The following is a 14,823-nucleotide window of genomic DNA, read 5'->3' on the forward strand; positions in this document are numbered from 1 at the left end:
CCCCGCAATCGCTTGCGGGGTTTTTAGTGTTACAGCGCTACAACATCAGCGCTTGCGCGGCGGCGGCAGGTCCGTGCACACGCCTTCGTACACTTCGGCGCGCTCTTGCCAAGCTGCCGATCGACTCGGCATGGGTCGCATGCGGGCGGCGGCAGAAGCCAATAAAAAACCCCGCAATCGCTTGCGGGGTTTTTAGTGTTACAGCGCTACAACATCAGCGCTTGCGCGGCGGCGGCAGGTCCGTGCATACGCCTTCGTACACTTCGGCGGCCATGCCGATCGACTCGCCCAGGGTCGGGTGCGGATGGATGGTCTTGCCGATGTCGGTGCCGTCGCAGCCCATTTCGATGGCCAAGGCGATTTCGCCGATCATGTCGCCCGCATGCGTGCCGACGATGGTGCCGCCGATGATGCGGTGCGTTTCAGCGTCAAACAGCAGCTTGGTGAAGCCTTCGGCGCGGCCGTTGGCCACGGCGCGGCCCGAGGCGGCCCACGGGAAGTGGCCTTTCTCGACCTTGATGCCCTTGGCTTTCGCTTCGTCTTCCGTGATGCCGGCCCATGCCACTTCCGGGTCCGTGTAGGCGACCGACGGAATCACCTTGACGTCGAAGTGCGACTTCTGGCCGGCAGCCGCTTCGGCGGCCACGTGGGCTTCATGCACGGCCTTGTGCGCCAGCATCGGCTGGCCCACCAGGTCGCCGATGGCGAAGATGTTCGGCACATTGGTGCGCATCTGGCTGTCGACGTTGATGAAACCGCGGTCCGTCACCTGCACGCCGGCCTTGTCGGCAGCGAGCTTCTTGCCGTTCGGGCTGCGGCCCACGGCAACGAGCACCAGGTCATAGACTTGCGGCGCCGGTGCCGTGGCGCCCGCTTCGGCCGCTTCGAACGTGACCTTGATACCTTCCGGCAACGCCTCGACGGCGACCGTCTTGGTCTTGGTCATGATGTTGTCGAAACGCTTCTCGTTGAACTTCTGCCACACCTTGACGGCGTCGCGGTCAGCGCCCTGCATCAGGCCATCCATCATTTCGACCACGTCGATACGCGCGCCGAACGTGGAGTAGACAGTCGCCATTTCCAGGCCGATGATGCCGCCGCCGATGACCAGCATGCGTTTCGGAATCTGGCGCAACTCCAGCGCGCCCGTCGAATCGACGATGCGCGGGTCTTCCGGCACGAAGGGCAGTTTCACCACGGACGAACCGGCAGCGATGATCGCCTGCTTGAACTGCACGACCTTTTTCGAGCCGTCGCCTGCCGTCACTTCGATGTGGTTGGCGGAGAGGAACTGGCCCACGCCGGTGACGACTTGCGTCTTGCGCGCCTTGGCCATGCCGGCCAGGCCGCCCGTCATGTTCGAGATGACGCCTTCCTTGTACTTGCGTACTTGATCGATATCAATGGTCGGTTTGGCAAATGTCACGCCCGTGTTCGACATGTGCGCCGTTTCATCGATGACGGAAGCGACGTGCAGCAGCGCCTTCGACGGGATGCAGCCCACGTTCAGGCACACGCCGCCCAGGGTGGCGTAACGTTCGACGATAACCGTCGACATGCCCAGGTCGGCAGCGCGGAACGCCGCCGAATAGCCGCCAGGACCGCCACCGAGCACCATCATGTCGACGTCGATGTCGACCTGGCCGCTATAATTGCCGGCCGGGATGGCGGCAACGGCCGCAGGTGCTGGCGCTGCCGCAGCTGCCGGAGCGGCTGCAGCAGGTGCAGCAGCAGCCGCGCCATCAGCCGCTTCCACCACCAGCAGCGCACTGCCTTCGGCGATCTTGTCGCCGACCTTGACCTTGACTTCCTTGACGACGCCCGCGTGGGTCGACGGAATCTCCATGCTGGCCTTGTCCGATTCGACCGTGATCAGGGACTGGTCCACCTTGATGGTGTCGCCCACCTTGACCATCAGTTCGATGACTTCGACTTCCTTGAAATCGCCGATATTCGGTACTTTTACCTCTACTGTGCTCATCAATCGCTCCTTACAGCAGAATTTTGCGCATGTCGGCCAGGACTTCGCCGAGGTACACGGAGAATCGCGCGCCCATCGCGCCATCGACCACGCGGTGGTCGTAGGACAGCGAGGTGCCCATCATCAAACGTGGCTGGAAGGCCTTGCCATCCCATACCGGCTTGATCGAGGCTTTCGACAGGCCCAGAATGGCCACTTCCGGCGCATTGACGATAGGCGTGAAGTGCGTGCCGCCGATGCCGCCCAGGGACGAAATCGTGAAGCTGGCGCCCTGCATGTCGGCCGGTTTCAGCTTGCCTTCGCGCGCCTGCAGCGACAGTTCCGTCATTTCGCGGGCGATCTGCGAGACCGACTTCTGGTCCGCGCCCTTGATCACGGGTACTACCAGGCCATTCGGCGTGTCGGCCGCGAAGCCGATGTTGTAGTACTGCTTGAGGATCAGGTTTTCGCCCTTGGCGTCAAGCGAGGCGTTAAACGCGGGGAATTTCTTCAGCGCGGCGACGGAGGCCTTGATGACGAATGCCAGCATGGTCAGCTTGGCCGCATCCTTGTTCTTCGCATTGGCCGCGTTGGTATCGACGCGGAACGCTTCCAGGTCCGTCACGTCCGCTTCGTCGAACTGCGTGACGTGCGGGATCATGACCCAGTTGCGGTGCAAATTCGGACCCGAGATTTTCTTGATGCGCGACAGCGGCAGCAATTCGGTCGTGCCGAACTTGCTGAAGTCCAGCGACGGCCATGGCAGCAAGTCCAGGCCCACGCCGGAACCGGCCTTGGCGACCGGCGCATTTGGCGCGGCGACGGCGCCCGACATCACGCCCTTGACGAAGTTCTGCACGTCTTCCTGGGTGATGCGGCCCTTCGGACCGGAACCGCCGACCAGCGCCAGTTCCACGCCCAGTTCGCGCGCGAACTTGCGGATCGATGGCGATGCATGCGCCAGCTTGCCGTTCGCTGCAGGGGCGGCGGCAGTTGCCGGGGCAGCAGCAGCGACCGGCGCCGAAGCGACGGCGGCGGCTGGCGCGGCGGCAGCTTGCGCGGCCGGTGCAGGCGCGGCGGCGGGGGCAGCGCCACCGGTCGTTTCCACGACCAGTACCAAGCTACCCTTGGCGACCTTGTCGCCGACCTTGACCTTCAATTCTTTCACGACACCGGCGTGGCTCGACGGGATTTCCATGCTGGCCTTGTCCGATTCGACCGTCAGCAGCGACTGGTCGACCTTGATCGTGTCGCCCACCTTGACCATCAGCTCGATGACTTCGACTTCCTTGAAGTCGCCGATATCGGGCACGGTCACGTCGACCAGGGCCGGCGCGCCGGCAGGGGCGGCGGGTGCCGGCGCGGCCGCAGGAGCGGCGGCGGGGGCGGCTTCAGCGGCAGGTGTCGGGGCGGCAGCGGCGGCTGGCGCAGGGGCCGAGGCGTCGTCCGCCACTTCCAGCAGCAGGACCAGCGAGCCTTCGGCGATCTTGTCGCCCACGTTGACTTTCAATTCCTTGACGACACCGGCGTGGCTCGATGGAATTTCCATGCTGGCCTTGTCCGATTCGACCGTGATGAGGGACTGGTCGACCTTGACCGTGTCGCCTGGCTTGACCATCAGTTCAATGATCTCGACTTCCTTGAAATCGCCGATATCCGGGACTTTGACTTCCACAATGCTCATAGCTTGCTCCGTTATTTTATTTGTCAGATGGACCCGCACACACGCCAGGGCGGCACTTTCGCACCGCCCTGGCATCATCGGGTCCGCACAACGATTACTGGGTCACCGGATTCGGTTTGTTCGCGTCGATGCCGTACTTGGCGATCGCCTGCTCCACCACCGACACGTCGATCTTGCCTTCGTCAGCCAGCGATTTGAGCGCGGCCACGGTGACATAATAACGGTTCACTTCGAAGAACTCGCGCAGCTTGGCGCGGCTGTCCGAGCGGCCAAAGCCATCGGTACCGAGCACTTTGTAGGTGCGGCCCTTCGGCATGAAGGCGCGGATCTGTTCTGCAAATGCGCGCATGTAGTCGGTCGTGGCGACGATCGGGCCGTCCGTGTCCTGCATCAGCGACGTCACGTACGGCACGCGCTGCTGTTTCGACGGGTTGACCATGTTCCAGCGTTCCGCGTCCTGGCCATCGCGGGCCACCAGGGTCAGCGACGGTGCCGACCACACGTCCGCGGCCACGCCCCAGTCGTTTTCCAGCAATTCGGCGGCGAAGATCGATTCGCGCAGGATGGTGCCGCAACCGATCAGCTGTACGCGCAGCTTGGCGTCCGCCTTGCCTTCTTGCAACTTATACATGCCTTTCAGGATGCCTTCTTCCTGGCCCGGCTTGATGCCTGGCTGGGCATAGTTTTCGTTCATGATCGTGATGTAGTAGAACACATCTTCCTGGTTGGCGATCATGCGGCGCAGGCCGTCCTGGATGATGACGGCGACTTCATGGCTGAAGGTCGGGTCGTACGGCATGCAGGTCGGGATGGTGGCGGCGAAGATATGGCTGTGGCCATCTTCGTGCTGCAAGCCTTCGCCGTTCAGCGTCGTGCGGCCGGCCGTGCCGCCCATCAGGAAGCCGCGGGCGCGCATGTCGGCCGAAGCCCATACCTGGTCGCCGATGCGCTGGAAGCCGAACATCGAGTAGAAGGTGTAGAACGGGATCATGATGCGGTCGTTGGTCGAGTACGACGTCGCCGCGGCGATCCACGAGCTCATGCCGCCCGCTTCGTTGATGCCTTCCTGCAGGATCTGGCCGGCCTTGTCTTCGCGGTAGTACATCACCTGGTCCTTGTCGACCGGCTCGTACAACTGGCCTTTCGGGTTGTAGATGCCGATCTGGCGGAACAGGCCTTCCATGCCGAAGGTACGCGATTCATCGACCAGGATAGGCACGACGCGCTGGCCCAGGTTCGGGTCTTTCAGCAGGGTCGAAATGACGCGCACGAACGCTTGCGTGGTCGAGATTTCGCGGCCTTCCGGCGTCGCTTCCAGCACGTTCTTGAACGCGTCCAGGCCAGGCACGGGCAGGGTCTCTTCCGACTTCTGGCGGCGCTGCGGCAGGTAGCCACCCAGGGCCTTGCGGCGCTCGTGCAGGTAGAGCATTTCCGGCGCGTCGTCGGCAGGCTTGAAGAACGGGATGTCGGCCAGCTTGTCGTCGGGGATAGGCAGCGAGAAGCGGTCGCGCATTTCGCGGATGGCTTCGTCGTCCAGTTTTTTCGTCTGGTGCGCCGTGTTGCGCGCTTCGCCGGACTTGCCCATGCCGTAGCCCTTGATGGTCTTCACCAGCAGGACGGTAGGCTGGCCCTTGTGTTCCTGGGCGATCTTGAAGGCCGCGTAGATCTTGTGCGGATCGTGGCCGCCGCGGGTCAGGCGCCAGATGTCGTCGTCGCTCATGTTGGCAACCATTTCCAGCAGCTTCGGATGCTTGCCGAAGAAGTGCTTGCGCACGTAGGCGCCATCCTTGGCCTTGTAGTTCTGATATTCGCCGTCGACGGTTTCCATCATCACGCGCTGCAGGATGCCTTCCTTGTCTTGCGCCAGCAGGGCGTCCCAGCCCGGACCCCAGATGACCTTGACGACGTTCCAGCCGGCGCCGCGGAATTCGCCTTCCAGCTCCTGGATGATCTTGGTGTTGCCGCGCACGGGGCCGTCCAGACGCTGCAGGTTGCAGTTGACCACGATGACCAGATTGTCGAGCATGTCGCGCGCGGCCAGGCCGATCGCGCCCAGGGATTCCGGCTCGTCCATCTCGCCATCGCCGCAGAACGCCCAGATCTTGCGGTTGTCGGTCTTGGCGATGCCGCGTGCGTGCAGGTATTTCAGGAAGCGCGCCTGGTAGATCGCCATGTGCGGGCCCAGGCCCATCGACACGGTCGGGAACTGCCAGAAGTCAGGCATCAATTTCGGATGCGGGTAGGAGGACAGGCCCTTGCCGTCAACTTCCTTGCGGAAGTTCAGCATTTGCTCTTCCGTCAAGCGGCCTTCGAGGAAGGCGCGCGCGTAGACGCCGGGCGAGGAGTGGCCCTGGATGTACAGCAGGTCGCCGCCGTGGTCGGCCGTCGGCGCGTGCCAGAAATGGTTGAAGCCGATGCCCAGCATGTTCGCCAGCGAGGCGAACGAGGACAAGTGGCCGCCCAGGTCGCCGTCGGCGCGGTTGGCCTTGACCACCATGGCCATGGCGTTCCAGCGCATCCACGAGCGCAGGCGCTCTTCGTATTCCAGGTTGCCGGGGCAGTGTGCTTCTTGTTTGGTGGGGATGGTATTGACGTAGGCGGTGGTGCTGGAGAACGGGATCTGGGCGCCACGGCGGCGGGCCAGGTCAACCATGCGCTCCATCAGGTAATGCGCGCGTTCCGGACCTTCATTTTCCAGCACGGCTTCGAGCGCGTCCAGCCACTCCTTGGTTTCCTGCATGTCCGGGTCGGTGCCGATCTGTGTCGTTACCTGGTTCAGTTGAGCTGACATCTGTTGAGTCTCCTTTGTGAGCGCCCCACCCCGATTTTCCGGATCGCTGTCGGACGGTATTTCGCTGATTATTTACTATTAAGATGGATTAGTGTGAGGATTCTAACAGCGTATTTAGTATTTTTCAAATTACGATATAGCATTTCATATAGTGAAATTACCCTATGAAATTTATGCTGCACTGCCGCAAATTCTGTGCGGAAATTAGGGTGAGCAGAGTGGCAAAAGGAATCAACACCCCAGTCGCCCGCACAGGCTCCCCGGGCCAAGCGGGCCTGAAAAATGTCGAGGGCCAGGCGCAGCGACGCAGACAGTACGCCAGTACGGCAAGGAGCTGCAACGCCGCCATCGGCATTTTCTCAGGCCCGCGTCTCCGGCCCGCTTTTAGCACATCAACAAACCAAATTAAAACCCCGGTCGCCCGCACAGGCTCCCCGGGCCAAGCGGGCCTGAAAAATGTCGGGGGCAAGGCGCAGCGACGCAGACAGTACGCCAGTACGGCAAGGAGCTGCAACGCCGCCATCGGCATTTTCTCAGGCCCGCGTCTCCGGCCCGCTGTTGTTAAGCCTTGCGCTTATAAATGCATAGCACTGCTTAACTTAGCGGCACTGGCGCCAAAACCGCCCCTTTGCGCCGCCCGGCTTTATAATCTGTCTTTTCCTTCCCACACAGCCTCCCTACCATGCCAGCACAACTGATCGACGGAATCGCCCTCTCCCAAAAACTGCGCAGCGAGATCGCCACGCGCGCCGCCGCCCTCACGGCCAAGGGCACCCAGCCCGGCCTGGCCGTGATCCTCGTCGGCGAAGACCCTGCCAGCCAGGTGTACGTGCGCAACAAGGTCAAGGCGTGCGGCGACGTGGGTTTCCACTCGGTGCTGGAAAAATATGAAGCGGACCTGTCAGAAGCCGACTTGCTGGCGCGCATCGCCAGCCTGAACGCCGATCCCGCCATCCACGGCATCCTCGTGCAGATGCCCTTGCCCAAGCACATCAACCCGCACAAGGTCATCGAAGCGATCGCCACGACGAAAGACGTGGACGGCTATTCGGTCCTGAGCGCCGGCGAACTGATGACGGGCTTGCCCGGCTTCCGCCCTTGCACGCCGTATGGCTGCATGAAACTGATCGAAAGCACGGGCGTCGACCTGCGCGGCAAGCACGCCGTCGTCATCGGCCGCAGCAACACCGTCGGCAAGCCGATGGCCCTGCTGCTCTTGCAAGCGAACGCTACCGTCACCATCTGCCATAGTGCGACGCCGGACCTGGGCCTGTACACGCGCCAGGCGGACGTGGTCGTGGCCGCCGTCGGCCGCCGCAACACCCTGACGGCCGACATGGTCAAACCGGGCGCCATCGTCATCGACGTGGGCATGAACCGCGACGATGAAGGCAAGCTGTGCGGCGACGTGAATTTTGCCGGCGTGAAAGAAATCGCCTCCCACATCACCCCGGTACCGGGTGGCGTGGGTCCGATGACGATCACCATGTTATTGATGAACACAGTAGAGGCTGCCGAGCGCATCTAAAGAATCACCCCGGGGCGGCATTGCCGCCTTATTAATATGGAACCGACGATGAACACCAATCCCCTGCTTGATTTTTCCGGACTGCCACGCTTCGATGCGATCACGCACGAGCATGTCACGCCTGCCATCGACACCCTCTTGGTCCAGGCGCGCGCCACGGTGGCGCGGCTGGAAGCGCCCGTGGAAGAAGTGAGCTGGGACAACTTCGTCGCGCCCCAGGACCAGATCGCCGAAACCCTGGGCCGCGCCTGGAGCATCGTCAACCACCTGAACAGCGTGGTCGACACGCCCGAGCTGCGCGCCGCCTACAATGCCAACCTGCCTAAAGTGACGGAATTCTGGACCGAGCTGGGCCAAAATGAAGTGCTGTTCGGCAAATACAAGCAGCTGCAGGCCAGCGCCGCTTTCGCCAGCCTGTCGCCGGCGCGCCGGCGCATCGTCGACAACGCCGTGCGCGACTTCCGCCTGGGCGGCGCCGAATTGCCCGAGGACAAGAAAGAGCGCTTCGGCGCCATCCAGGAAGAACACGCGGCCGTCGCTACGCGGTTTTCCGAAAACGTGCTCGACGCCACCAATGACTACAAGTTGCTGGTCGACAATGAAGCTGAGCTGGCCGGCCTGCCCGACGACGTGAAGGCCGCCGCGCGCGCCGCCGCCGACAAGGCCGGCAAGCCAGGCTATGAATTCTCGCTGCACTTCCCATCCTATTACCCGATCCTGCAATTTGCCGACAAGCGCGCGCTGCGCGAAACCATCTACCGCGCCAACGCCACCAAGGCGTCGGACCAGGGCGAGGTCTTCAGCAAGAAAGAGGACTGGGACAACACGCAAAACATCGTCACCTTGTTGCGGCTGCGCAACGAAGAGGCACAGCTGCTCGGCTACGCCAATTTCGCCGAAGTGTCGCTCGTCTCCAAGATGGCCACCTCGCCGGCGCAAGTCATCGCCTTCCTGGAAGACCTGGCCAAGCGCGCGCGTCCGTTCGCCGAGAAGGACCTGGCCGAACTGCAACAATTCGCCCGGGAAGAGCTGGGCATCGCCGAGCTGCAGGCGTGGGACGTGCCGTACGCCTCCGAAAAGCTGCAGGAACGCCGCTACGCGTTCTCGGCCCAGGAAGTCAAACAGTATTTCCCTGAACACAAGGTGATCGACGGCCTGTTCCGCCAGATCCAGAACCTGTTCGCGGTCGAGATCAAGCCCGATACGGCGCCCGTCTGGCACCCGGACGTGCGTTTTTACCGCATCGAGCGCGACGGCCAGCTGGTCGGCCAGTTCTACCTGGACCTGTATGCGCGCGCGGGCAAGAGCGACGGTGCCTGGATGGACGACGCGCGCGGCCGCCGCGCCGACGCACAGCACGTGCAAACGCCGATCGCCTACCTGACCTGCAATTTCACGGAACCGGCCGTGGTCGACGGCAAGGCACAGCCTGCCCTGTTCACGCACGATGAAGTCATCACCCTGTTCCACGAGTTCGGCCACGGCCTGCACCATATGCTGACCGTCGTCGACGAGCTGGGCGTGTCGGGCATTGCTGGCGTCGAATGGGATGCCGTGGAACTGCCGTCGCAATTCATGGAGAACTTCTGCTGGGAATGGGAAGTGCTTGAACACATGACAGCGCACGCCGTCACGGGCGAGCCGCTGCCGCGCGCGCTGTACGACAAGATGCTGGCAGCCAAGAATTTCCAGTCCGGCCTGCAAACCCTGCGCCAGGTGGAATTTTCCTTGCTCGACATGCATCTGCACTATGACTACGATGCCGGCACTGGCCAGACTGTGCAGCAGCTGATCGACGGTGTGCGCGCCAAATTCGCGCTGATCATCCCGCCCGCCTTCAACCGCTTCCAGAATTCCTTCGGGCATATCTTCTCCGGCGGCTACGCGGCCGGCTACTACAGCTACAAATGGGCCGAGGTGCTGTCCGCCGACGCCTATGCAGCCTTCGAGGAAGCCCGCGCGCTGGGACCGGCAGCCACCACGGCGGCGGGCAAGCGTTACCTGCAGGAAATCCTGTCCGTCGGCGGCTCGCGCCCCGCGCTGGAATCGTTCACGGCCTTCCGCGGCCGCGAACCGTCGATCGACGCCCTGCTGCGCCACAGCGGCATGGCCGCCTGAGGGACGACATGACGCGCGTCGATTTTCATACGAATGTGCCGGACAAGCTGGCCTACGCCTGCCGCCTGGCGCGCAAGGCCTATATGGCCGGCAACAAGGTCGTCGTGCTGGCGCAAGACGGCGCCCAGCTCGACGCCCTGAACACGGCCATGTGGACTATTTCCGCCACGGATTTCCTGCCCCATGTGCTGGCCGGCGACCCGCTGGCTGCGCAAACGCCCATCATCCTGACCGATGACGCGGCGGCCGGGCTGCCGCACCACGACATCCTCGTCAACCTGTCGCAGTTGCCACCCGCCAATTACGCCGATTTCCAGCGCGTCTTCGAAATCGTTTCCATGGATGAGCACGATGCGCAGGCGGGCCGCCAGCGTTTCATGCACTACCGCCAGCAAGACGTGCAACCGACGCATTTCGTGGCGGCTAAAGCATGAACCAGCCCCCCTTCGACCAGGGCATCCCCGTGCTGACGGAAGTGCTGCTGGGGCCGGATGAGCCGCCGGCGGCGGCCGTCGCCCTGCCAGCGCCTGTTGCCGAGGCAGCGCCGGTCGCGCCGCCCGGCAACGTGCCGCCCGACTGGGACGCCATCGAACAGCGGCTAACGCAGCGCATCCTGCATCAAGTGCAAGGCAAGATCGATCATCTGCTGGAAGAACGCATCGCCCACGTCCTGCAGACGGCCTTGCAGAACGCCCTGATCGGCATGCGCGGCGCCCTGCGCGCAGACTTGCAGCAGTCGCTGGAACAGATCGTGGCCCATGCGGTCAGCCATGAGCTCGGTCACCTGCATCCGCCTGCGCAGTAATCAAGCCACTTCCCCCCCTGACAGCGAATTGCCGGGGTCGGCCCCTGAGGGTCCGTCCCCGGTCCTTGCCGCTGGGTTAATGCCGGCATTCCTACACCCTTCCCCTTCGCAACGCCATTCTTTGGTGCACTCGCGCCCATAAAATCGGTGCATCGCGCCTCACTTTGGTGATTGTTGCGACAAAATGCAAAAAGCCCGAAATGCGGCTTTGCGCCGCCTGTTTTTTGTTGTACCTTTCCTCACACGTACCGCCATTCGAAGCGGTTTCACGAGACGCCGCCGTATCTTTATCCATTGGAGAATGTTTATGCTGCTCAAGACCAAAGTCCTTCCAGTCGCCCTTGCCCTCGCTTTTGCCGGTCACGCGGGCGCGCAGGAAATCATCAAGATAGGCCACGTCGCGCCGGTCTCTGGCGCCAGCTCCCACCTGGGCAAGGATAATGAAAACGCGGCCAAGATGGCCATCGAGGACTTGAACGCCAAAGGCTTCAAGATCGACGGCAAAGTCGTGAAATTCGTGCTGTTGCCCGAAGATGACGCGGCCGATCCGAAACAGGGCACGGCCGTGGCGCAAAAGCTGGTCGACGCCAAGGTCAACGGCGTGGTCGGCCACCTGAATTCGGGCACGACGATACCGGCTTCGCGCATTTACTTCAATGCCGGCATCCCGCAGATTTCGCCGGCCGCCACCAACCCGACCTATACCCAGCAGAAATTCAACACGGCCTTCCGCGTCGTCGCCAATGACAACAAGCTGGGGGGAACTTTGGGCGCGTATGCCGTCGGCAAGCTGCAGGCGAAGAAAATCGCCGTCATCGACGACCGCACGGCTTACGGCCAGGGCGTGGCGGAACAGTTCGTCAAGGGCGCCAAGAAAGCGGCGCCAGGCGTGCAAATTGTCGGCAAGGAATTTACCAATGCCAACGCGACGGACTTCAACGCCATTTTGACCAGCATCAAGTCGAAGAATCCCGACCTGATCTTCTTCGGCGGCATGGATTCCGTGGGCGGCCCCATGCTGCGCCAGATGAAGGCGCTGGGCATCAAGGCCAAGTTCATGGGCGGCGACGGCCTGTGCACGGAACCGCTGGGCAAGCTGGCAGGCGACGCCGTGGGCGAAAACATGGTCACCTGCGCGGAAGCGGGCGGCGTCACGGGCGCGCAGCAAAAAGGCATGGACGATTTCCGCGCCCGCTACAAGCAGAAATACAATATGGACGTGCAACTGTACGCGCCCTATGTGTACGACGCCGTGATGACCATGGCCACCGCCATGGCCGACGCGAAATCGTCGAAACCATCCGTCTACCTGCCCTTCCTGGCCAAGGTGCACTACCAGGGCGTGACGGGGCCGATCTCGTTCGATGCCAACGGCGACATCAAGGATGGCGCGCTGACCCTGTTCACCTACAGGGATGGCAAGAAGACCAAGATGGAAGTGGTCAAGTAAGCGATTGGCTGGCAACGTAATCGCGTAAACCTTCGGCCAGCGCGTCGAAGGTGGCGCGGCAGCGCAGGCTGCCGCGCAAGTCTGCATGCATGGTGACCCAGGTTTCCATGGGCAGCGAAAACGCTTGCGGCAGCACGCGCCGCAGGGCCGGATCGCGCGCCGCCAAGCCCGCCTGGCACACGCCGATGCCCGCGCCCGCGCGTATCAGGGCCAGCTGCGCCAGGTCGCTGTCGCTGCGCCAGGCAAAATGTTCCCGCGTCAATCCCTGGAAGGCCGGTCCCGCGTTGCGCACGAAGGGACTCGCCTCGTCATAGCCGATGATGGCGTGTTGCGCCAGATCAAGCAACTCAGCCGGCGTGCCATGGCGCGCCAGGTAATCCGCATGCGCATGCAGGCCCAGTTCGATATTGCCCACCTTGCGCGCCACCAGCTGTTCCTGGCGGGGACGCAGCATGCGCACGGCGATGTCCGCCTCGCGGCGCAGCAAATCGTGCACCTTGTTGCTCAACACTAATTCAATGGTCAGGCCAGGGTGGCGCTCGCGCAGGCCTGCCAGTATGCCCGGCAATACCTCCACGCCCACCACTTCGCTGGCCGAGATGCGCACGACGCCAGACACGCCCTGCCCCTGGCTGCTGGCCGCCCGCTCCATCAGGGCCGCCGTGTGCGCCATCGCTTCCGCATGGGGCCGCAGCGCCAGGGCCACTTCCGTGGGCAGCAAGCCCAGCTGGGAGCGCGTGAACAGCGTCACGCCCAGCTCCTGTTCCAGGGCGGCGATATGCCGCCCGGCGGTGGGCTGCGTGATGCCCAGCGCGCGGGCGGCGCCGGACAGGGAGCCGTGCCTGAGCACGGCCAGCAGCGAACGGTAATATTCCCAGGCGATTGGAGTAGTCATACATAAATGTATAGCCTCTGCTCGATGTTCGTCAATTCCCAACCAGCCTTGCGGGGCAGATACTGATGCCATCAACCATAGGGAGGCCATGATGGAAAACACGAAAACGGTATTGGTGCTGGGCGCAACAGGCGGCATCGGCGGCGAAATGCTGCGCCAGCTGCTGGCGGCGGGCTGGCGGGTGCGCGCCCTGCAGCGGGGAGAAACACCGTCGCCACGCGGCGACGGCATTGAATGGCTGCGCGGCGACGCGCTGTCGCGCACGGACGTGCTGGCGGCCGCCAGGGGCTGCGCCGTCATCGTGCACGCCGTCAACCCGCCCGGCTACCGCAACTGGGGCCGGCTGGTGCTGCCCATGCTGGACAACACGATCGCCGCGGCGATGGCCGAAGGCGCCACCATCGTGCTGCCCGGCACCGTCTACAACTTCGGCCCCGACGCCTTCCCCGCGCCGCACGATTTGCTGGCGGAAGACGCGCCGCAGCGCCCGCTCACGCGCAAGGGCGCCATCCGCGTGGAAATGGAAGCACGGCTGGAACGGGCCAGCACGCGGGGCGCCAGGGCGCTGATCGTGCGCGCGGGCGACTTTTTCGGCCCCCGCGCCGGCAATAACTGGTTTTCGCAGGGCCTCGTCAAGGCGGGCCGGCCCGTGCGCCGCATCCTGTATCCGGGCGCGCCCGGCGTCGGCCACCAGTGGTCCTACCTGCCGGACGTGGCGCGCACCATGGTGCAGTTGCTGGACGTACGCGGCACGTTGCCGGCATTTGCGCGCTTTCACATGGCCGGCCACTGGGACCACGACGGCCGCCAGATGACCGGCGCGATTGCCCGCGTGACGGAGCTGGCCACGGGCGTGCCGCCCGCTGTCCGGCGCTTCCCGTGGTGGCTGGCGACCCTGGCGTCGCCGTTCGTGGCGACCCTGCGCGAAATGCGCGAGATGCGCTACCTGTGGCGAACGCCCTTGCCCATGGACAATACGCAACTGCTGGCCGTGCTGGGCAGGGAAGCCCATACGCCCCTCGATGAGGCCGTAAAAGCCACCCTGGAAGGGATGGGCAACCTGAACGTGACAGGCAAAAAAAACGCGCCGGGATTGCCGGCGCGCTGATTGCGGTGTTACAGGTGCCGCGGCACAGATTATTTCTGTGCCAGCACCCATTTCACGAGCGTGCGGGCTTCCGCCTCGCTCACTTGCGGGTTCGCTGGCATCGGGATCGCGCCCCAGGTGCCGGAACCGCCCTTCATGACTTTCGCCACGAGCTTGGCTTCCGCGTCTTTTTGACCGGCATACTTGGCCGCCACGTCTTTATACGCAGGACCCACCAGTTTCGTGCTGACCGCGTGGCAAGCCATGCAATTCTTGGCTTTCGCCAAATCAGGATTGGCCAACGCTGCTTGCGATGCCAGAGCCGAAACGGCCAATACACTCACCAACATAAAACGTTTCATTGTCTTTTCTCCAAAGTTACTTCCTGCGGCATTTTACTGTGTTTCCGCAGATGCACCACGAGCCCAGATCAAGCGTTTCAATGTAGTAACGCAATATAGTCAGGAGGCATAGCTATTCTGCCCCATCTGCACGCCCATGACCA

At 63.2% G+C, this 14,823-nt stretch carries 11 protein-coding genes; 6 read left to right on the top strand and 5 right to left on the bottom strand.

What is annotated here, in order from left to right:
• Window positions 1-214: 214 nt before the first annotated feature.
• The 3 genes from lpdA to aceE all read right to left on the bottom strand — a co-directional run bounded on the left by lpdA (window position 215) and on the right by aceE (window position 6,435).
• Complete coding sequence (lpdA, locus tag AC07VI_RS02345) at window positions 215-1,981, bottom strand: dihydrolipoyl dehydrogenase (RefSeq protein ID WP_099374268.1); 1,767 nt, start codon at window positions 1,979-1,981, stop codon at window positions 215-217.
• Window positions 1,982-1,991: 10 nt separating this feature from the next.
• Window positions 1,992-3,644 (bottom strand): dihydrolipoyllysine-residue acetyltransferase, encoded by a 1,653-nt coding sequence (gene aceF, locus AC07VI_RS02350; protein WP_492995567.1) that lies wholly within the window; start codon window positions 3,642-3,644, stop codon window positions 1,992-1,994.
• Window positions 3,645-3,738: 94 nt separating this feature from the next.
• Entirely contained in the window at window positions 3,739-6,435 is a 2,697-nt protein-coding gene (aceE, locus tag AC07VI_RS02355) for a pyruvate dehydrogenase (acetyl-transferring), homodimeric type (RefSeq protein ID WP_086146902.1), read from the bottom strand.
• Between the two features lie 682 nt (window positions 6,436-7,117).
• On the opposite strand from aceE, the gene folD reads away from it, so the two are divergent.
• The 5 genes from folD to AC07VI_RS02380 all read left to right on the top strand — a co-directional run bounded on the left by folD (window position 7,118) and on the right by AC07VI_RS02380 (window position 12,336).
• Window positions 7,118-7,963 (top strand): bifunctional methylenetetrahydrofolate dehydrogenase/methenyltetrahydrofolate cyclohydrolase FolD, encoded by an 846-nt coding sequence (gene folD / locus AC07VI_RS02360; protein ID WP_492995569.1) that lies wholly within the window; start codon window positions 7,118-7,120, stop codon window positions 7,961-7,963.
• Window positions 7,964-8,011: 48 nt separating this feature from the next.
• The gene (locus tag AC07VI_RS02365; RefSeq protein WP_086146904.1) at window positions 8,012-10,081 is read left to right on the top strand and encodes a M3 family metallopeptidase; all 2,070 of its coding nucleotides are present in this window, start codon (window positions 8,012-8,014) and stop codon (window positions 10,079-10,081) included.
• A gap of 8 nt (window positions 10,082-10,089) precedes the next feature.
• Window positions 10,090-10,515: a DNA polymerase III subunit chi gene (locus AC07VI_RS02370; protein ID WP_086146905.1), complete on the top strand. Its 426-nt coding sequence runs from the start codon at window positions 10,090-10,092 to the stop codon at window positions 10,513-10,515.
• A complete protein-coding gene (locus AC07VI_RS02375; protein WP_086146906.1) occupies window positions 10,512-10,886 on the top strand; it encodes a DUF2486 family protein in 375 nt (124 codons plus the stop codon). Before AC07VI_RS02370 ends, AC07VI_RS02375 begins: the two co-directional genes overlap by 4 nt.
• Before the next feature lie 307 nt (window positions 10,887-11,193).
• A complete protein-coding gene (locus AC07VI_RS02380) occupies window positions 11,194-12,336 on the top strand; it encodes a branched-chain amino acid ABC transporter substrate-binding protein (protein ID WP_086146907.1) in 1,143 nt (380 codons plus the stop codon).
• On the opposite strand, the gene AC07VI_RS02385 is transcribed toward AC07VI_RS02380, so the two are convergent.
• On the bottom strand, window positions 12,329-13,231 hold the full coding sequence (locus tag AC07VI_RS02385) for a LysR family transcriptional regulator (RefSeq protein WP_492995573.1): 903 nt from the start codon (window positions 13,229-13,231) through the stop codon (window positions 12,329-12,331). The two genes, AC07VI_RS02380 and AC07VI_RS02385, sit on opposite strands and share 8 nt — an antisense overlap.
• A gap of 91 nt (window positions 13,232-13,322) precedes the next feature.
• Between AC07VI_RS02385 and AC07VI_RS02390 the strand changes: the two genes are divergently transcribed.
• A complete protein-coding gene (locus tag AC07VI_RS02390; protein ID WP_492995575.1) occupies window positions 13,323-14,339 on the top strand; it encodes an NAD-dependent epimerase/dehydratase family protein in 1,017 nt (338 codons plus the stop codon).
• Between the two features lie 29 nt (window positions 14,340-14,368).
• Here the strand turns inward: AC07VI_RS02390 and AC07VI_RS02395 are convergent, their stop codons facing one another.
• Entirely contained in the window at window positions 14,369-14,680 is a 312-nt protein-coding gene (locus tag AC07VI_RS02395) for a c-type cytochrome (protein ID WP_076567973.1), read from the bottom strand.
• Between the last annotated feature and the right edge of the window lie 143 nt (window positions 14,681-14,823).

It is taken from the genome of Janthinobacterium sp. GW821-FHT03A03, from assembly GCF_059421435.1.